Below are 17,434 nucleotides of genomic sequence, written 5' to 3'. Positions count from 1 at the left end.
CCAAAGCGCCTTAATTGAGGCGGATATAGCTAAGCAGTAGCACGATGGCCGAAATACCGGCAAACACAATTCCCAGGTTGTTGGCATTGGTGCGGCTGGTGCGGGCCTTCAGCGGCTCCACGTACAGCGCATCGTTGGGCAGCAGGTAGTAGTAGGGCGAGCGCAGCAGCGCAGGGTCGGTGAGGTCGAGCAGCACCACCTCCGAGCCCTTGGGCGTTTGACGGATAAGCTTGACATTCTGACGGTTGCCATATTCGGTGAGGTCGCCGGCCAGACCCAGCGCCTCCAGCACGTTGGCCTGCCCATTGTACACGAAGTAGCGGCCCGGCGCGCGCACCTCGCCCAGCACCGTCAGCTTGAAGCTGATAAGCTTCACCAGCACGTTGGCCCCGCTGGCAAAGCTGGTAACCCGCTGCTGCACAAGGGCCTGCACCTGCTCTACCGAGAGGCCGCCCACTTGCAGCTTGCCCACGGTGGGCAGGCTAATCTGGCCCTCCGCATTCACCGAGTAGCCGTTGAGGTACAGCGTGCTGGGGTCGCTGGCCGCCAGGCTGCGCGCATCCGAAATGTTGAACAGGTCGTTGAGCTCGGGCTGCACGCTCTGCACCCGAATGGAGAGCACGTCGCTGGGCTGCAAGTGATACACCGGCCGCGCCGCCACCGTTTCCTGGGGCTGCGATAAGGAGTAGCTAGTGCTTTGTAAATAAGGTAGTTGGCGCTGCGAAATGCAGCCCTGCGCCAGCAAGGCGCACACCAGGGGTACCAAAAACCGGAAGCAGAATAGAGGTGTTCGCATATGCGAAGGCGAAGTGAGGGCGTGAGGAGTAGATAAGGCTCAGTGGATTTGCGCCGTAGCCCCCGGTAGTAAGGAAAACAGTACTGCTTGCAAGGAGCTGAAAACCAATGGCCAAAGGAAAGTGAAATTTTCAGGAAAAAATATGACTAATATCATGTTTAGGCTAAAAAACCGCGGTTCCTTAGCCGCCAGGCGGTGGCCGCTCACCGCTGCACTAATCCCCCTGCTGACTTGAAATCGAGTCTTTCTGGTATGCCTTTTTATGCTACTTGTCCTTGGAATAATGCTTATTTCAAAGCACCGGCAAAGGTGCGGGCTGCCCCGTAGCCACCCAATTGACCAGCATCACTTTGCAGCCTGACTTTTGTCATTTTTGCCCGTGCCCACGGCGCGCGGCCCTTTCTGGGTTGTACCCTACGGCCAGTGTTTTTTCGGTGCGGTAGCCCACGGCGGTAGCGCGCAGCACCTACTGCCCCAGCGGCACCTTAGCCAGCTCAAACGCGCCGGCTTCGCTGGCCTGCGCCCCCGCCTACAAATGTGGAGTCGGCACTGCGCAGCAGCACCACGCTGGCAAACGGAATGGGCTGGCCCGTACCCACTTCCTGGCGCGTGCCCCGCACAACTCCCGCCTGCGCCCGGGCCACGCCCAGGCTCTCCAGCAATACCATCAGCACCAGCCCTGGCAGCTTAAAAAATAGCCAACCGCATTAGTTGGCTTTAAAATGCATAATTATTCCTCAGTTTCTATCCTTTTGTTTGAATAGAGTGCTGAATAACAGTTTATTATGTCATCTTATAAGAAAGCAGAAATGAATTAGGAGCCGCAATGTTCTAACCCAATCCTATGGACATTCCGTCAAGCCAGGGTATTGGTAGCCCTAGCTATTGGGTAGAAAATCAACTGGTTACTTCCAAACGCAGTACTTCAGCACTCGCCGCTAGGCCGGCACGGAGCCAGCCTGCGGGGCGGGGGCGGCGGGGGGCGTTTCACCTTTTCCATACGCCAGGCGCAGCAGGCTGGGCAGCACTACCAGCAGCAGCGGCAGCGCCAGCAGCAACCCGCCGATAACGGCGATGGCCAGCGGCTGGTGCAGCTGCGCGCCCGCCCCGATGCCGAGGGCCAGCGGGGCCAGCGCCACAATGGCCGAGAGCGCCGTCATGAGCTTGGGGCGCAGGCGGGCGGCAATGGCATAGGCAATGGCCGCCTCCACCGGCCCGCCCTCGGCGCGGAAGTCGTTGAACTGCTGAAAGGTGAAGATGGCATTCTCGCCAATGATACCCACTACCATGATGAGGCCGGTGTAGGAGCCCACGTTGAGCGGCGTGCCCGTGAGGTACAGCGCCAGGCTGCCGCCGGCCGGCCCCAATATGGCCACCAGCAGAATCAGCCCCGCCGCCTTGAGGTCACGAAACAGGAACAGGCCGACCGTGAACACCAGCAGGCACGCCGTGCCCAGGATGGTGAGCAGCTCCTGAAACGACTGCTGCTGCTCGGCATACGAGCCGCCGTACTGGATGAAGTAGCCGGGCGGCAGGGGCACGTCGCGCCCTATTTTTTGCTGAATTTCCTGCATGGCCGAGCCCAGGTCGCGGCCATCGAGGCGGGCCGTGACGGCGGTCATGGCTTGCAGGTTTTCGCGCTCCAGCTCGGCGCTGCTGGTGGTCACGGTCACGGTGGCCAGCTCATCGAGGCGGCGGCGCTGGCCGTTGGGCAGGAACACGGGCTCGCCGCGCATCTGGGCCAGGGTGGCCTGGGCGGCCTGCGGGTAGCGCATCCGGATGTTGAGCAGCTGCTCGCCGCTGAGCACGTTGCCGGCCACCGTGCCGCCGAGCTGCGTTTGCAGCTGCGTTTGGAAATTGGTGGCCGTGAGGCCAAACTGGGCCAGCTTGCGCGGGTCGGGGCGCACGTCCACGCTGGGGCCCACCTGCACGATGCCGTTGAAAACGTCGGCCGTGCCGGCGGTTTTGGTTACCACGTCGGCTACCTGGTTGGCCAGGGCGTAGCGCTGGGTGGCATCGGAGCCAAATACCTTTATTTCAATGGGTTGCACGGTGCTCATGAGGTCGCCGAGCATGTCGCCAATCACCTGGCCGAAGTCCACCACCAGCGCCGGCTCGGTGGCTTCGATGCGCTGGCGTAGGTCGGCAATTACTTCCTCGGTGCTGCGCTGGCGGTCGGTTTTGAGGCGAATGAGGTAGTCGCCGCTGTTGGGCTCGGTGATGAAAAAGCCCATCTGGGTGCCTGTGCGGCGCGAGTAGCTGGCTACTTCGGGCACTTTCACGATGAGCTTTTCAGCCTGGCGCAGCATGCGGTCGGTTTCGTCGAGGCCGGTGCCGGGCGGCGAGTGGTAGTCGAGCACAATGGCCCCCTCGTCCATATCGGGCAAAAAGCCCGTGGCCAGGCGCGGAATGATGAACACCATGAGCCCGACCAGCAGCAGCGTGCCCACCACGCTGTACGCCGGATGGCGGATAACCGAGCGTACCCACGGAATATCGTGGTGCGGGGTCTGGGTTGAGCTGTTAGCGGGGGCCTTTGATGCGGCCCTTAGCTGCTGGCCTTTAGCTTCGTTCTGGTTTAAGCTGCTGCCTTCGGCTTCATCGTCGCGCAGGTCGGCTTTTTCTTCCAGCGAAGAGGAGCTAACAGCTAACGGCTTTGAGCTAACAGCTTTAGAAAGCAGCAGGTACGCCACCGGCAGCCCCAGCCAGGCCACGAAGAACGAGCACACCAGCGCCACTACCATCGTGGTAGCCAGCACTTTAAAGTAAGCGCCCGCTACCCCCCCCAGCAGGGCGAAGGGCAGGAAAATCACGATGGTGCTGAGGCTGGAGCCTATCAGGGCGGGCAGCAGGTGCTTGACTGAGCGCTCGACCACCTCGCCGGGCGTGGCGGTGGGGTGCTCCTCGCCCACGCGGTGCAGCTGCTCCACCATCACCACGGCATCGTCAATCATGAGGCCGATGGCGGCGGCAATCGCCCCGAGCGTCATAATATTGAGCGAGTAGCCCAGCACGAAATAGAGCACCGCCAGCGTGAGCGCCAGCGCCACCGGAATGGTGAGCACCAGTGTGAGCGAGGCCCGCCACGAGCGCAAAAACAGCGACGTCACTACCAAGGCCAGCGCCAGCCCAATCCAAAGCGAGTCCTGCACCGAGCGCACGACTTCCGACACAAAATCGGCCTGGTCGTAGTAGGGCTCCAGCTTGATGCCGCGGGGCAGGCCCACGCGCAGCGCCGCCACCTTGGCGGCCACGCCCTTGCTGACTTCCACCACGTTGGCGGCCGGCTGGCGCTGCACCGAGATGAGCACCGCGTCGTGGCCATTCGCGTTGATGCGGATGTACTCGGGCTGCTCACCGATGCGCACCGTGGCCACGTCGGCCAGGCGCACAATGCGGCGGTTGTCGTTGCGCAGCACCACGTTTTCGAGGTCCTCTTTTTGCAGAATGGTGGCGTCCGTCACCGTCAGGTAGAGGCGGCGGTAGTCGGCCAGGTAGCCGTTCGAGAGCACGAAATTGGTGTTGTTCAGGGCCGTTTGCACGTCGTCGGGTCCCAACCCCAGGGCGGCGAGCTGGGTCGGAATCAGCTCGACCTCGTACTCCTTGGTGCGCCCGCCCTGAATCTGCACCGCCGCTACCCCCTCCACTTGCGAGATAAACGGCTTAATGGTGTACAGGGCCAGCCGCCGCAGCTCCAGGGCCGAGTGCCCCGGCGCTTCCAGGGTATAGCCCATCACCGGCAGAATGGCTGGGTTCATGCGCTCCACGCTGATGTTGATGTTGGCCGGCAGGTTGCCCCGCGCCTGGTTGAGGCGGCTTTCGATGAGCTGCTGGGCCTGCACCACGTCCACGCCCCAGTTGAGGTAAGCCGAGATTTCGCACGAGCCCCGGCTGGTGGTCGAGCGCAGCAAGCGCAGGCCGGGCACCTGCTTCATGGCGTCTTCCAGGGGCTTGGTCACGGTCACCATCACGCGGTCCACGGGGGCGAGGCCCACGTCGGCAATCACCTTCACCTTCGGGAAAGTCACTTCCGGAAACAAGGCCACCGTGAGCCGCCGGTAGGCCAGCCCGCCCAAGGCGAGTGCCAGCGCCAGTAGCACCGCGATGGGGGCCTTGTAGGCTTGCAAAAAAGGAATACGCATTTTTTAAGCTGTTAGCTAGCAGCTGTTGGCTGTTAGCTTTTTGGGGGAAAGCGGGAAAGCTGTTCTATAGTCGTCTGTCATTGCGAGCGCAGCGCGGCAATCGCCCTAGAACGAGTCGTTCGGGTGTCGTTCTGGGGCGATTGCCGCGCTGTGCCCGCAATGACAGACGACATATAGCTAACTCAAACAGGTTCTGTAAGGAAGTAAAGCGGCCCTACTCGGCCGCCGCCGGCAGCGCCTGGCCGGTCCGCTGCACCTTCACGGCCGCCGTATCGTCGAGGCCATAGTTGCCGGTTAGCAGAATCTTATCGCGGCTGGTGAAAGTGGGCGACTTGATTTCCACGCGGTCGGTTTGCTGGTTGCCCACCGTCACGGGCACCTTCACGGCGGTCGAGTCGTTGAGCAGGCGCATCACCCAGAATTCGGTCTGGGTTTCGTCGGTGAGCAGGGCGGCGCGGGGCAGCGTGGGGGTGAGGTGCGGCGCGGTGCGGTCGAGCTCGACCTGCACGGCGAGGTTTTCGGGCAAATCGGGCACGGGGCCGGTGGGCAGCACGGTGTAGCGCTGGGTTTGCAGGGTAGCGTCGCCGGTGGCCAGCTCCTGGGCCACGCGGCCGGGCAGCACGCGCCCATCGGGCAGCTTGATGCGGCAGCACTGGCCGGTGTGCACGTAGCGCAGCTGCGTCACGGGCACGTCGAGCACGAAGCCGAAGCGGGCGCGGTCGTAGCTCAGGGCCAGCTGCTCCCCGTCCTGCACGTAGTCGCCGGCTAGCTTATCCACGGTGGCCAGCACCCCCGCCTGGCTGGCTTTTATCTGGATAATACCCGAAAAGCGCAGGCGCGGGTCACCAGTCAGCTTATCGAGGTGCAGCACCCGGCTCTCCTTGGTTTGCAGGGTAAAAATGGTTTGCCCGGCGCGCACGCGCTGGCCCGGCACCGGCACGGGGGCCAGCAGGTAGCCAGTGGTAGTGGCCCGCAGCACGTCCTTGGCCGGAAAGGCCGACACGGCGCTCAGCTGCAACACGTCGCTGATGGTATCGCGCTGCACGGTGTCCACCGTCACCAGGGCGCGGGGCTTCACCTCCGCCTCGCCTTCGGCGGGGGCATCGGCAGCGGGGGCATCGGCGGGGCTGCTGCCCGAGTGGCAGGCCGCAAGGGCTATCAGAAGGCAGGTAGCAAAAAGGCGGTTGAACATCAAGAAGGACAAACGATTTTTATAAATTCACAGAACTTAACATGGGAAAGCCAGCCAACTGCGCAACTCATTCCGCCAAGTAATCAAGCGCATACTCGCTGCGCAGCCGGTCGGTTTCGGCCTGGCTGAGGCTGAATTGCAGGGTCCGGTAGCTCGTCACGAGGTTGAGGTAATCCAGAATGAGCACGTCGCCCGTCGCCAGTTGCTGCTGGGCGGCGCCCACCAGCGCTTCGGCCACCCGCAGCTGCTCGCGAATGCGGGCCGCCAGGCCCTGCGAGGCCCGCACGAGGCCGCGCAGCTGGTCGTACTGCTGCTGCCGCTGCACCGTCAGAAACTGCCGGTAGCCCCGGCGGCTCTGCTCGCTCAGGTCGATGCGCTGGTACTGCAGCTGCCGCTGGTGGCCGTCGAAGATGGGCAGCGCTAATAAGAACCCCGCGCCAAAGCCGGTGCTGTGGCCCAGGGCCAGCAGCGCCGGCTGCGACGACTGGATGCCCGCATCGAGCACCGCGCTCAGCTTGGGCCGGTAGCTGGCATCCACTGCCTGGTGGTCAAGTACATTGCGTAGGCTATCAAGGCTATAGCGCCGCTGGGTGATGGAATTGAGGCCCGCCAGCCCCCGGTGGGTAGGCGGCTCGGGCGGGGTGAGGGCCAGCAGCGCCGTATCGCCCACGCCGGCCAGGTAGCGCAGCGTGCCCAGCTCGCGCCGGTATACGAGGCGGTTTTGCTCCACGGTTACTTCTTGGGTGCGCACCGACAGATAGAAGCTCAGGTACTGGGTCTGCTTGAAAATGCCCGCGTTCACGAGCTGGCGCAGCTGGCTGTCCTGCTGGCGCAGCTGCGTCAGCAGCGTGCGGCTGAAATTGAGCTGAAGCTGGGCCGCGTAAGCCGTCAGAAACTGGTCGGTCACCGACCGCCGTAAATCGAGCTGCGAGAGGGCGCCAGTGTTGCGCAGCACCAGCCCCTGGTTGCCCAGAATGCGGTAATCAGTTTGGAGCTGAAAGCGGTTGAGCACGGGCTTGGTGGCCTGCCCGAAACTGGCGTAGTTGCCGCCGTTGCTCACGGCCTGGTCGTAGCCCACCACCTGGTCGCCGTTTTTATTGGTCAGTACCGGCGTAACCACCGCCGCCCCCACGCCCGCCACCTGCACGCCATTCTGCGCCTTACGGCGCAGGCTGTCGAGTTGGTTTTGGGCTACTTGGTTGCGCAGGTCGCCCAGCAACGGGCTGCGCTGGTAGGCCGTAGCCAGAAAATCGGGCAGCGCGCGCTGCCCGGCCGCCGCCGCCGGCACAAGGGCCGGCAGGGCACCCAGCACGGGCGGGTTTACTTGCGCGTGGGCCAGGCTCCCGATAAGCAATAGGCCGGATAGCAGGCGAAGGAAAGGAAACATGCGGCAAAGTTCAGCCCGGATTCTGAGGAAAAACGGGTGAACAGGCCCGGGCCAGCGTTGCGAAGTAGCAGTGGGGGCCTAAAGAAGGATGTAACGGGCCCGCCCTACCGGCAAAGGAGGCGCTGGCCGGGCCACCGAGGAGCCTCTGAAAAAGGTAAGTTGCTGTGGTAGCGACAGAAAGTACCCAGTATTGGACGCTAGCTTTAGCGACTACTTTCCCCCATTCTCCTCGTTAATTCATGAAGCAAGCACTCATGCTCACCGCGCTGGCCGGGGCCCTCACTTCTCCCGCCCTCACCCACGCGCAGGTGCTACAGCCTGCGCAGGTGCCGGCCGCCGCCAAGGCTACTTTCAGGGCCAGGTTTCCAGCCGCCAAAACCAACACTTGGGAAAAGGAAGGCGACAAGTTCGAAGCAGGCTTCCGGTTGAATGGCAAAGCGATGTCGGCCGTTATCACGCCCACTGGTGAACTGTTGGAAACCGAAACGGCTGTGTTGCCGAGCCAGCTGCCGGCCCCGGTGCGTGCCAAGCTGGCCAGCGACTACAAGGCGTACAGCGTGCAGGAGGCGGCCACCATCGTGTCGGCCAGCGGTACCACCACCTACGAGGCCGAGGTGCGCAAAGGCGGTAAGAAGCAGGACGTTCTCTTCAACGCCGACGGTACGCTAGCCAGGAAATAGCCGCTTTTATAGCCTGTTTTTTGGCACTAAAAAGCCCGCCAGTGCTTCACGCTGGCGGGCTTTGCAATGTCTGGCGCAGGCGGTTTCTACTGGCCGTATTCGAGCACCCGGAACGTGCCGGGCACGATGCTGGGGCGCGGGCGCGGGTTGTCGGTGGTGGCGGCCGGCGTGGGGCCGTAGTCGGCGGTGCAGGTAAACAGGTGGTGGTTGGCGGGGTTGAGGGCGATGGTGCGGGCCCCGCGGGCGGTGGGTATGGTGGCCACCACGGTGTACTTGGTGGGCGAATCCTGGTGGATGACGGTGAATGTGCCCGACCCATTGGAGGTCACGATATTTTGCGTAGCCGGGTCAAAAACGGCCCCATCGACCCCTTTGCCAATGGGCAGCACGGCAATTTGCTTGCCGGTCTTGCTATCGGTCACGACCAGCTTCTCGTTGGCGCAGGCGCTGAAGAGGCGGTTATTTTTGGGGTCGTAGCCCAGGCCGGTGGGCTCTTCGCCGGGGGCCAGCTTGTGGCGCAAGTGCACGGCCAGTGTTTTGGCGTCAAACTCGATGACCTCGCCCTTGTCCTCCACATTGACAAAAATGTGGCCCTTGCCATCGGTAGCCGGGGCCTCGATGTCGCCGGCCAGTTCGGCAGTGCCTTCTACCGCGCCGGTGGCGGCATTGAGCACGGTGCTTTTGCCCCCATCGTTGCTAAAGAGGAACACGCGCTCGGAAAACGCGTCGTAGAGCAGCGCGTCGGGCTTGGGGCCGGTGGGCACGGGCGCGCCAATGGCCCGGAGAGTGGTCAGGTCAAACACCACACAAGTGTTGCTACGGCCACAGGTGATATAGCCCCGGTTGGCACTGGGTACCACCTCGATACCGTGTACGCCGGGCGTGTTAGCGATGGTGCCCACCACCTTGCGGGTGGCCAGGTCTACCACCTCCACCTGCGCACCGTGCGAGAGGTAGAGCCGCTTGCCGGCCGGGTCCACTTGGAGATAGTCCCATCCGCCTTCGCCGCCCACGGCAATCGTGTGGAGCAGGCGGTAGGGTGGGGTGGCAGCCGATGCGTTGGGGGCTGGGGCCGCGCCACTACCAAAGGTGAGCGCCAGCGGCGCCAGGAGCAACAAGTTTTTCATCAGTTGAGCTGGATAGGCAATTGGAGGCCGCAAGGTGAAAACCGATTCTGTGGGGAAGCTGGAGAACGTGTACGTTTCCCCGTCGGTAGCTGGCAGCCAGTAGCTGGCAAGGGCACATAGAGCGGTGCTCATCCAAAAAAGCGCGGCGTCCGTCGAGTGTCGGCCGTAGCTGGGGCGGCTTCTCCACCAGGCACCACAATACCGTCGATTCTTTGGGCAACGTATTACACCTGGCACCCGGCCAGCCGGCCTGTTGTAACCGGCTGCCGGCCCTGCCCCAACGGCTGAGGATGGTGGTTATGGGCAAGCCCTGCGCCGTGGCCAACTACCTGGAAGCCAATGTTGAGCTTGAAACCCCAGCCCCTATTCTCCAAAAGATAATCGCCCAGAGGCTGTTAGGCAGTTGCTGCGTGCGCCCGTTGAGTATAATGGCCATCGGGGTGAGTGCCCGGCCAAGCAATCCGCGGTGCAACGTATTCAAATCATGCACGATAGATGTAACTGCGCTGTGCAGCACCCCAGCACCTCCGCTGTTGGTTTGCCTTTTGTATTTCATGGCGTACCCCAATACGAAAAAAGCCGCCCTCCGTGCTGTAAAGCGGCTTTTTAGTAGTCCGTAGGTGATGAAAAGAGTGCCATACCGGGTGGTGCCAGGCTGAGCTAAGTGCGCCAGTTTGCCGCTAACGCGGATTTGATGTTCATGGCCTTTCTTGGCTTGGCCCCGGTAAGCAGCAAAACTGCCTCACAAATTGCCACACTACTAGCGCGTGGGCAACTGGTAGGTGAGCGAGGCTTGCAGGCTCCGGCGCTGGTGCTCCCCATCAAAAATACTGCGCTCTTTGTTGAGCGTGGTAAGGCCCCAGTAGGCGCGCACGTTGAGGCCCAGGCCCGCCGGTAGCTGCGCGCCGATGCCGACGCAGGGGCCCACATCGAAGCGCCGGTTGCTTTCCGTAACCGACTGGTCTAGTGCGCGTATCGTGTTGCTAACGCCCCAGCCGCCGGTAGTAATGGTGCCCGTTTGGCGGCCGCCCAGCAGCAGGCTGGCTTGGGGGCCGGCTTCTACGTACACCGGGCCGAGCGCGGCGCGCAACAGAACCGGTACGTTGAGGTAGTGCAGGCTCAAGCGAGAATCGGCTTCGAAGAATACGTCCGCAATAGCGTAGCTGGCCTCCGAGAGCGTGGTGTGCTCGTTGCTATACTGCACCTCGGGCACTAACGAGAGATGCGGTATAAGGGGCACTTGGTAGGTGACGCCTACCTGGTAGCCAAGCCGGGAATCGGAGCTGTTGTAGAGATTCGTGCCGGTGGTCGTGCGCAGCTTGGAGAGGCTGCCCCCCACGCGCACACCCAGTTGCGCGTGGGCCGCGCCCGTGAGGAGTAGGCCGCTGAGGAGAAGAACGGAAAAGCGTTTCATACTGGAGGAAAAGATGAGGCTGTAGTGAAGAGCCGGGGCTACCCGCAAGGGTTGCACGGCCCTACGCCACTCGCCGCCGGGCCGACTTGCGCATAAATTCCTCCAGTAGTCGAATCTCGTCAATGCCCACGTAGTGGTTGAAGGCTTCCTCGGTCTGGTGGCCGGTGGCCTGCATGATGAGCCGGGCCGGCACGCCCTGGTAGAGCTTGAGGGTGACGAAGGTTTTGCGCCCGATTTTGGTGGTGAGCTTGAGGCGGGTGAGGCCGAAAAGCTGCTGCACCAGGGCCAGGCACTCGTTGGCCCGGTAGCACTCGGGCGCTAGGAGGTCGAGGGGTGAGCGGTGCTCGTAGCGGCTTGCCAGGGCCACGGGCTTAAAGAAATCGTCGTCGTAGAAGGGGATGTAGACCGTGACCCCGTTCTTGGCCGAGTCGTCGAGCACCAGCATCTGGCCGTGCACGTGCTTCCAGGCGGCGCGGTTGGCGTCGCTGATGCGCAGGCCGGTGTAGCAGCACTCCAAAAACTTGTCGCGGGCCAGCTCCACGTGGGCCACCCAGCGCTCGGCGCTCCATTCCCCGCGCCGGTTGGTTTGCGCGCGCACGCCGGCGCGTAGCTCCAGCAGGCGGGCGCGGGTGTCGGCGTCCTGGAAGTTGAGGCCCGCCACGCGCAGCAGCTCGGCTTCGGTGAGCGTATCGACGCGGCCGCGCTTGCGCGGGGCCACAAAGCGCCGCACGTGGCGGTGCACGGGCAAATCCAGCTCATCCTCGTACTAGGTCAGAAAGGTCTTGAGCCGGTCGATGTGCTTGCCGAAGGTGTTCACGCTCTGCCCCAGCTCGTCGATGACGTAGGTGCGAAAGTCCTAGTAGAACGTCAAATCCAGCGACTCGGGGTGCAGCGCCGTGCCCCGCACCTGGGCGTACTGGGTGAAGCGCGCCTGCATGGCCACAAGGCCCGCCAAGGCCAGCTTGGAGAGGGGCTTGCCCGCGCCCGCGCGCGGCCGGCGGCTGGGCTCGCCTATCCAGCAGGTCATTATGGCTGCGAAGCCCGCGGCGGCCGGGGTAGGGGCGGGGGCTTCGGCTACTACCACGGGCGTGAGGGCCAGGGCCGCATCCACGGCTGCTTTTAGCTTGGCCTTGGGCAGCTGGCGGCCCTGCTTGGCACCAGCTGCTGGGCCTCGGCAGCGGCTTCGGTAACCCGGTTCAGACGCGGGTTTACGCTAGTGTGCGGGGTGCCGGTCTGCACCTTCACCTGCTGGCCGTCCCAGTGCTCGGGGCGCACCATGGCCCCGGTGCCCAGGCGCAGGCGGTTGCCCTCCCAGCTGATGGTGAGCTGGATGGGGGCGGTGCCATCAGCGGCGAGGGCATCAAGGCGCAGCTGGCGGGTGATTTTTCATGAGTTACCAAGGTAGGCAACCCTTTCAGAAAACTGTTTGGCACGTTGTCCGCAGTTACCCCGTTGCCGCTTTTGTTGCCTTGGTTTCCAGGCGTTGCAGGAACGCCCGCACCTCCTGCGCCAGCTTGGCTTGAGTGGCTGCGGAGCGCACGGGGATACAGGGCTGCCGCTGCGTAGGCCGGGTGCGTTGAAGCCAGTAGATGGCATCAGCCAAGTTATCGAAGTCGTGGATGATGGGGCCCGGTAGCAACCTGAGAATAGTCTGAATCATGCCCTGCCCCCGCACCGAGGGCGAGCGAATCCAGGCTACTTTTTCCAGGCCGGCCAGGGTCATGTGAGGTAGAAAATCGGTGGCTAGCCACACCGCCACGTTTAGGTCAACACTCGTTACTTGGTCGTTGTTGTTGAGCACGCATGCATAGGGACGGTGCAGAAAGCAGGTAGCTAGCTCTACGCAGGCTTCTTGTACCATGGGTAGGGTAACGTCGCCTGCCCAATCCAGAAATAGCCAGTCGTTACTGTGGTCGTAATAAGCAGCGAGGCAGGTGGTTTGATGAAGTAGCTGTAGCTGCATGCGAGAGGGGCTGGCGTACGTGGCTCGTGGCAAACGCAAAAGATATGCCACGAGCGAAACAGCAAAAAATCTTGAGTAAGTGCTACTAAGCTACCGAGCACCTCCCTAGGCTATATAAGCAAAGGACTAGCACCGAGCTTGATACTAGTCCCTTTGGTAACGGAAGTAAATGCTGGGGCCGCGGGGCTAGGGTTTGAGCAGCCTAGTTAACGCAGTGCCCACGCGCAGGCGGTTGCCCTCCCAGCTGATGGTGAGCTGGATGGGGGCGGTGCCGTCAGCGGCTAGGGCATCGAGGCGCAGCTGGCGGGTGATTTTCATAAATTTTTCTTATAAAATGAATCAGAGCCTTTTTATCTTTCTGCTTCTAGTATATGGTTGTAAGCAGCCACAAAAAGAAAAAACAGGAAGATGAGGAGGAATACTGGTACCCCCAATACTATCCATCGTAAGCGCATTTCATTAGTTAGGACGGTTGTAGCTGGCGCGCAGTAGGGTAATGTTTCGTCTTTGGCGGCAATCACTACATCCTTCGCCGCTAGAAGGGCATCCTTGGAAGCGAACTGCTCTCGGAGTAGCTCGCTTTCATTTTTGGCTGTGGCTAGGTCGCGCTGGCAGTTGTCTAGCTGCACATTGTTAAAGGCGTAGGGGCGGCCACTGCGTTTTTTGGCAACTGCTTGAACTAAGGATGGGTATCAACGTGGCCTTTGTTTTCGGGCACTGCCACCGGGGGCGTGGTCGGAGCTTTGCCAAAACTGGCCAGCACGACGACGATAACGAAGAGTACGAGGAGGGCTTTCTTGTTGGAAATGGACACCCCAGCCAAGTGTGGAGCAGCGGTAGAAAGAGATGGCATGGATAGATAGGTCGGTTTAATGCTCGCTTGCATGCATTGCAAGACTAGTTAGGCCGGTTGTAGCTGGTGCGTAGCATTGTGATAGTTTCACCAGCAATTCTGCCTCGCATAGCAGAAATTAAAGCCGTGCGCCCGTGAAAACGCCCTCGGTTAGAGTGACACCCGTAGCGGGTGCCGTGGAGGAGTTGCCGGAAAAAGTACCTGAGAAGACTCCGGTACTGGTTTCTTGAATAGTCGTCACCTGATTGTTGAAGCTGACCGCATCGAAACTGTTAGTATTATTTGGCGCGTAGACCATAGCTGTAAGCTGGTAAGCCGTACTAGGCTGGCCAACAGGCTTCTCGAAGGTGAGCAATACCGTTTGAGTGTTGTTTTGAAGCGTAGGAGTATCCGAAAGGCTGATGTATAGCACATTGGTTTTCTGGCCAGTAGCAGTTGCCTGGACGTAAGCCCTCGACTGCCCACTTACTAAGCGCCCGCTAATCTTGTAGCTGCCCGTACCAATGGCTGGGGTAGCAGCCGGGTCGTTTTTTTTGGAGCATCCCAGTGTGCTCACTAAGAGCAGCATCGCCAACGGGTAAATAGGAGGTAAGCGTAAAATCATGAGTAATGAGCAGTGTAGTGATAGTGTGGTTGTTAGAAGCGCCTGCGCCGCTGGCGGGCTAGCCACCGGGAGAGGTCAATTACGCTGTAAACCAAGAGGGTAACGATGGCTACGAGTACGCCTAACTCGGCTTTTATCCGGTGTAAAGAAGTAGCTGGCTGGGCGGCCCGACGCTTTTTTAAAAAGTTCTTTGCTACAAGCACACATGTGGCCATAAATATGGCGGGCGGTAGGCACCAGCTAAGGAAGGCTAGCAGCCAGCATAAGAAAACAAAAAGACTCGCCGCAACGCCCATATCAATTCGGTCGGTTAAACCCACCCCGCCGCAACTCCGGCATCGGGAGCTACTTAGGGGCAGTTACACTACTCTTTAGGAGGCCACTGCTTAGGGGGAGGGGGGGGATTATGAGCGTTAGGGCGGCGGAATAGTAGGTAAAGGAGGATGGCGATGCCGATTGCTACCCACATCATAATGGATAACCCCTTCATTATGAGGTTTCCTGCATAATCAATGAACTCAGCGTGGGCGACTGCTGGCAAACTGCATAATAGTAGGATTGCCGCGAAGCGTAGTAATCTGTACTGCATATCAATTAGGTCGATTAAACCCACCCTTCAGCAAGTCCAGCATCTGGTCTTTGCCCTCGATGATGGTCTTCTGCATCTGGAGCTGGCCGTTGAGCAGTTCTACTTGCTTGGCTAGGCTGTCGCGCTCGGCCCGAAGGCTGTCGCGCTCCTTCTCGCAGTCGGCTAGGTTGTAGTTATTGGTAGTAGCAGTGCCGTTGTTCGTGCCAGCTACAGCTACGGTATTTTTCTTACCTGAAATATTTGTTTGGTTCTGGTTGGGAGCGGAGCCTTCCTTGAATGGCTCGCCTTCACCTACCAAAAGCCAAGTGGGATTAATGCTGTCAAAGCGCTTCATCACCTTTTCTAAGTAATCAGCACCTGGCATCGAGTTACGGATGCCCACATAGTTCTGGGTGATAGTGGGCTTCTCTCCAATCGTTTCGCTAAAGGCGCGTGCGCTTAGCTGAAAGGATTTCAGCAAAAAACTTAGTCGCTCATTTATAAGATGTCGCTGCACTTTGTAATCTAATTCCAAAAAAGCTTACCATGGTAAGCTGTTAATTGTAAGTCATTCTCGTATGTTTGTGACATGTCCAGTACCGAGCGAGCGCAAGTAAGCGCACGCCGGGCGAACTGTATCAAACACAAGCCATGACCGAGCGCCAGAAGCACCTGTAAAAGCCCGGCTAGCTAAGTTATATGCTGATTATAAGGCGGGTACCGTTAGAAAGGAACTGTATGAGTCGCAGAAAGCCAGCATCGAGCAGAATCTACGATGCGCAGACTCGGGCCGTTAAGAAGCGGGCGGCCGAGAAGGAAAAGGAACTCAAAATTGCCCAGGCCGTGATTCAGACGGCACTTTCCGTAATAAAGGCCTCGCCCAACGTGCCGCTCATGATTGCTGTCGACATAACGGGGGCTGCCAGCATCGCCAAGATTATCGCAACAGATATTCCTGAGTTTGAAAAGGGCGGGATAGTGGGTGGCCCCAAGCCTACCTGGCGCGATAATGTGCAGCCCTTCGCAAACGGTGGGCGCATTAATGCTCGGGCCGGCGTGGGCCAGCGCCACTCGGGCGGCGGCATCCGCATGGTGGACGGGGCCACCGGTGAGCACCTGGGCGAGTGGGAGCGAGGCGAGGCCTACATAATTCTGAGCCGCGACACCTACGCCAACAACAAGCACCTAGTCGATGAGCTGATTGATACGAGGCCTACATAATTCTGAGCCGCGACACCTACGCCAACAACAAGCACCCAGTCGATGAGCTGATTGATACGAGTATGCACCGCGGTGGGGCCCCGGTGCGCCGGCAGCCTGGCTACTTCGAGGATGGGGGCATGTTCGTCACACCTGGTACCAAGTCGGCCCCTGCTACTTCCGGTGGTGGGGCTGGCCAAGAGCTGGTGCAGGCCGTGCGCGAAACCCGTGACGCTATACGGGCGCTGCCGAACCGGGTCCGGGCCTACGTCGAGTGGGAGCAGGGCGACACGCTGGAGCTGGAGCAGCAGTTGGGCGAGCTAGCCGATGACCGCCAAAAGGGGAGCATTCGGTAAAAACTGCCACACAAACTGCCACACTGTATAAAGAAAAAGGCCCTCACATTGCTGTGAGGGCCTTTTTAGTAGTCCGTAGGGGAATCGAAGCGTTTAGTATGCGTATTCCTACCCCATATAAACCGCTTTGAAGGCACTTTTTATTTCTGTTTTTCACCAAGGTGACAATAAAAACTGTAAAAGTGGCAAGGTTAAAAGTGTGATTAAAGTACTTTCAGGTGGTATTTATATAGAAAGGTGACAATTGGGTGGGAATGTATTCCCATATTTTTTGAGTAATTTGTCACCCTTATGAATATCCTCAGCACGGAAGTCAAGGGAATTGGCATCATGCCCGAACTCAGTCGGCACTTCACAAAGAAGGAGGGCGGGCACCTCATACACTTCCGGTTGCGTCGCCGTGCCGATAAGATGACCCTGGGTTATCTGTCTACTGACCTCTATGTTATCAAGGCGCAGTTCGACCCTCGCACAAAGAACCTTATCAGTAAGGAGGGGAACGATAAATTAACCCTTCTCTTCCACCGTGCCGTTGCCATGCTGGGCAAATGCAAAGAAGGCACCGACTATAAGTTGGCGTGGCAACGCGATGGCGAAGCATTGATACGAGAGCAAGAAGAGGCTGATAGGAAGGAATTGGAAGACAAATTCGCTAGTGGCTCAGCGAGTGACCACTATGTGTGGCTAGTCAATAAGAGCATCCGAATGGCGAAGGAACTGGCAAAGATTGAGCAGGAAGCCGAGGAGATGCGGATAATGTTGAAGCTTCCCCCACGTAGGGAGCGAGTAACACACGCCCAGCGGGTAGAGTATCAAGACACTATGGTCAAGTTTATGACTCTACGCCGGAACACACTGAGCGACCGCGACTTCCAGATGTGGACAAGCTGGAACAAGGTGCTTAATGAGTTTATCGAGGTAATTGGCGCTGATATATCCTTCGCCGCCATCGATATGAGATTCTATAGGCAATACAAGACCTACCTGATGGTAACCAGAGGAAATTCCGCCAATACGTTTGGGGCGCACGTCAAGAAGCTCAAAGCCTTTTTGAAGTATGCGGAAGGAGAAGGAATGAGGTGGTCGGGTAAAAATGGACACGGCGAAAGTAACTTTCCCTTGTCATGGAAGCAGAAAAACCAGCTAGTAAAC

The 17,434-nt window shown here is 59.9% G+C and carries 19 protein-coding genes; 4 read left to right on the top strand and 15 right to left on the bottom strand.

Going from position 1 to position 17,434, the window contains the following annotated elements:
• Positions 1–10: 10 nt before the first annotated feature.
• The 5 genes from ACYVGC_RS19350 to ACYVGC_RS19330 form a co-directional block, all read right to left on the bottom strand.
• Complete coding sequence (locus ACYVGC_RS19350; protein WP_460585505.1) at positions 11–796, bottom strand: polysaccharide biosynthesis/export family protein; 786 nt, start codon at positions 794–796, stop codon at positions 11–13.
• Between the two features lie 494 nt (positions 797–1,290).
• A complete protein-coding gene (locus ACYVGC_RS19345; protein ID WP_460585504.1) occupies positions 1,291–1,470 on the bottom strand; it encodes a hypothetical protein in 180 nt (59 codons plus the stop codon).
• Positions 1,471–1,734: 264 nt separating this feature from the next.
• On the bottom strand, positions 1,735–4,938 hold the full coding sequence (locus ACYVGC_RS19340) for an efflux RND transporter permease subunit (RefSeq protein WP_460585502.1): 3,204 nt from the start codon (positions 4,936–4,938) through the stop codon (positions 1,735–1,737).
• Positions 4,939–5,152: 214 nt separating this feature from the next.
• Complete coding sequence (locus ACYVGC_RS19335; RefSeq protein ID WP_460585501.1) at positions 5,153–6,130, bottom strand: efflux RND transporter periplasmic adaptor subunit; 978 nt, start codon at positions 6,128–6,130, stop codon at positions 5,153–5,155.
• 67 nt (positions 6,131–6,197) lie between these two features.
• The gene (locus ACYVGC_RS19330) at positions 6,198–7,517 is read right to left on the bottom strand and encodes a TolC family protein (protein ID WP_460585500.1); all 1,320 of its coding nucleotides are present in this window, start codon (positions 7,515–7,517) and stop codon (positions 6,198–6,200) included.
• A gap of 239 nt (positions 7,518–7,756) precedes the next feature.
• Here ACYVGC_RS19330 and ACYVGC_RS19325 point away from each other — a divergent pair, with 239 nt between their 5' ends.
• Positions 7,757–8,197, top strand: a complete 441-nt coding sequence (locus ACYVGC_RS19325; RefSeq protein WP_460585499.1) for a PepSY-like domain-containing protein — start codon at positions 7,757–7,759, stop codon at positions 8,195–8,197.
• An 86-nt stretch (positions 8,198–8,283) separates the two neighbouring features.
• On the opposite strand, the gene ACYVGC_RS19320 is transcribed toward ACYVGC_RS19325, so the two are convergent.
• The 10 genes from ACYVGC_RS19320 to ACYVGC_RS19275 all read right to left on the bottom strand — a co-directional run bounded on the left by ACYVGC_RS19320 (position 8,284) and on the right by ACYVGC_RS19275 (position 15,207).
• Positions 8,284–9,324, bottom strand: a complete 1,041-nt coding sequence (locus ACYVGC_RS19320) for a YncE family protein (protein ID WP_460585498.1) — start codon at positions 9,322–9,324, stop codon at positions 8,284–8,286.
• A 760-nt stretch (positions 9,325–10,084) separates the two neighbouring features.
• Positions 10,085–10,738: a porin family protein gene (locus ACYVGC_RS19315; protein ID WP_460585497.1), complete on the bottom strand. Its 654-nt coding sequence runs from the start codon at positions 10,736–10,738 to the stop codon at positions 10,085–10,087.
• 61 nt (positions 10,739–10,799) lie between these two features.
• The gene (locus ACYVGC_RS19310) at positions 10,800–11,486 is read right to left on the bottom strand and encodes a site-specific integrase (RefSeq protein WP_460585496.1); all 687 of its coding nucleotides are present in this window, start codon (positions 11,484–11,486) and stop codon (positions 10,800–10,802) included.
• Positions 11,487–11,594: 108 nt separating this feature from the next.
• Positions 11,595–11,849: a hypothetical protein gene (locus ACYVGC_RS19305; RefSeq protein WP_460585495.1), complete on the bottom strand. Its 255-nt coding sequence runs from the start codon at positions 11,847–11,849 to the stop codon at positions 11,595–11,597.
• A gap of 8 nt (positions 11,850–11,857) precedes the next feature.
• Positions 11,858–12,109 carry an Arm DNA-binding domain-containing protein gene (locus tag ACYVGC_RS19300; protein ID WP_460585624.1) on the bottom strand — a complete coding sequence of 84 codons (252 nt, stop codon included), beginning with the start codon at positions 12,107–12,109 and terminating at the stop codon, positions 11,858–11,860.
• Positions 12,110–12,182: 73 nt separating this feature from the next.
• Entirely contained in the window at positions 12,183–12,740 is a 558-nt protein-coding gene (locus tag ACYVGC_RS19295; protein WP_460585494.1) for a hypothetical protein, read from the bottom strand.
• A gap of 147 nt (positions 12,741–12,887) precedes the next feature.
• Positions 12,888–13,019, bottom strand: a complete 132-nt coding sequence (locus ACYVGC_RS19290; RefSeq protein WP_460585493.1) for a hypothetical protein — start codon at positions 13,017–13,019, stop codon at positions 12,888–12,890.
• A 361-nt stretch (positions 13,020–13,380) separates the two neighbouring features.
• On the bottom strand, positions 13,381–13,554 hold the full coding sequence (locus ACYVGC_RS19285) for a hypothetical protein (protein ID WP_460585492.1): 174 nt from the start codon (positions 13,552–13,554) through the stop codon (positions 13,381–13,383).
• Positions 13,555–13,672: 118 nt separating this feature from the next.
• Positions 13,673–14,158, bottom strand: coding sequence for a hypothetical protein (locus tag ACYVGC_RS19280; RefSeq protein WP_460585491.1), 486 nt, complete (start codon positions 14,156–14,158; stop codon positions 13,673–13,675).
• Positions 14,159–14,748: 590 nt separating this feature from the next.
• The gene (locus ACYVGC_RS19275; protein ID WP_460585490.1) at positions 14,749–15,207 is read right to left on the bottom strand and encodes a hypothetical protein; all 459 of its coding nucleotides are present in this window, start codon (positions 15,205–15,207) and stop codon (positions 14,749–14,751) included.
• A gap of 257 nt (positions 15,208–15,464) precedes the next feature.
• On the opposite strand from ACYVGC_RS19275, the gene ACYVGC_RS19270 reads away from it, so the two are divergent.
• The 3 genes from ACYVGC_RS19270 to ACYVGC_RS19260 all read left to right on the top strand — a co-directional run.
• A complete protein-coding gene (locus ACYVGC_RS19270) occupies positions 15,465–15,947 on the top strand; it encodes a hypothetical protein (RefSeq protein ID WP_460585489.1) in 483 nt (160 codons plus the stop codon).
• 62 nt (positions 15,948–16,009) lie between these two features.
• On the top strand, positions 16,010–16,282 hold the full coding sequence (locus tag ACYVGC_RS19265; protein WP_460585488.1) for a hypothetical protein: 273 nt from the start codon (positions 16,010–16,012) through the stop codon (positions 16,280–16,282).
• A 291-nt stretch (positions 16,283–16,573) separates the two neighbouring features.
• On the top strand, positions 16,574–17,434 hold an 861-nt coding region (locus tag ACYVGC_RS19260; RefSeq protein ID WP_460585487.1), incomplete at its 3' end, for a phage integrase SAM-like domain-containing protein.

It is taken from the genome of Hymenobacter arcticus (assembly GCF_054779975.1).
The sequence above is the reverse complement of the archived record's forward strand: the minus strand, read 5'-3'. Positions and strand labels throughout refer to the sequence as shown.

Coding starts and splice junctions, on each gene's coding strand:
- ACYVGC_RS19350 (WP_460585505.1), bottom strand. CDS start 796: ATGCGAACACCTCTATTCTGCTTCCGGTTTTTGGTACCCCTGGTGTGC.
- ACYVGC_RS19340 (WP_460585502.1), bottom strand. CDS start 4,938: ATGCGTATTCCTTTTTTGCAAGCCTACAAGGCCCCCATCGCGGTGCTA.
- ACYVGC_RS19335 (WP_460585501.1), bottom strand. CDS start 6,130: ATGTTCAACCGCCTTTTTGCTACCTGCCTTCTGATAGCCCTTGCGGCC.
- ACYVGC_RS19330 (WP_460585500.1), bottom strand. CDS start 7,517: ATGTTTCCTTTCCTTCGCCTGCTATCCGGCCTATTGCTTATCGGGAGC.
- ACYVGC_RS19325 (WP_460585499.1), top strand. CDS start 7,757: ATGAAGCAAGCACTCATGCTCACCGCGCTGGCCGGGGCCCTCACTTCT.
- ACYVGC_RS19320 (WP_460585498.1), bottom strand. CDS start 9,324: ATGAAAAACTTGTTGCTCCTGGCGCCGCTGGCGCTCACCTTTGGTAGT.
- ACYVGC_RS19315 (WP_460585497.1), bottom strand. CDS start 10,738: ATGAAACGCTTTTCCGTTCTTCTCCTCAGCGGCCTACTCCTCACGGGC.
- ACYVGC_RS19290 (WP_460585493.1), bottom strand. CDS start 13,019: ATGAAAATCACCCGCCAGCTGCGCCTCGATGCCCTAGCCGCTGACGGC.
- ACYVGC_RS19285 (WP_460585492.1), bottom strand. CDS start 13,554: ATGCCATCTCTTTCTACCGCTGCTCCACACTTGGCTGGGGTGTCCATT.
- ACYVGC_RS19280 (WP_460585491.1), bottom strand. CDS start 14,158: ATGATTTTACGCTTACCTCCTATTTACCCGTTGGCGATGCTGCTCTTA.
- ACYVGC_RS19270 (WP_460585489.1), top strand. CDS start 15,465: ATGAGTCGCAGAAAGCCAGCATCGAGCAGAATCTACGATGCGCAGACT.
- ACYVGC_RS19265 (WP_460585488.1), top strand. CDS start 16,010: ATGCACCGCGGTGGGGCCCCGGTGCGCCGGCAGCCTGGCTACTTCGAG.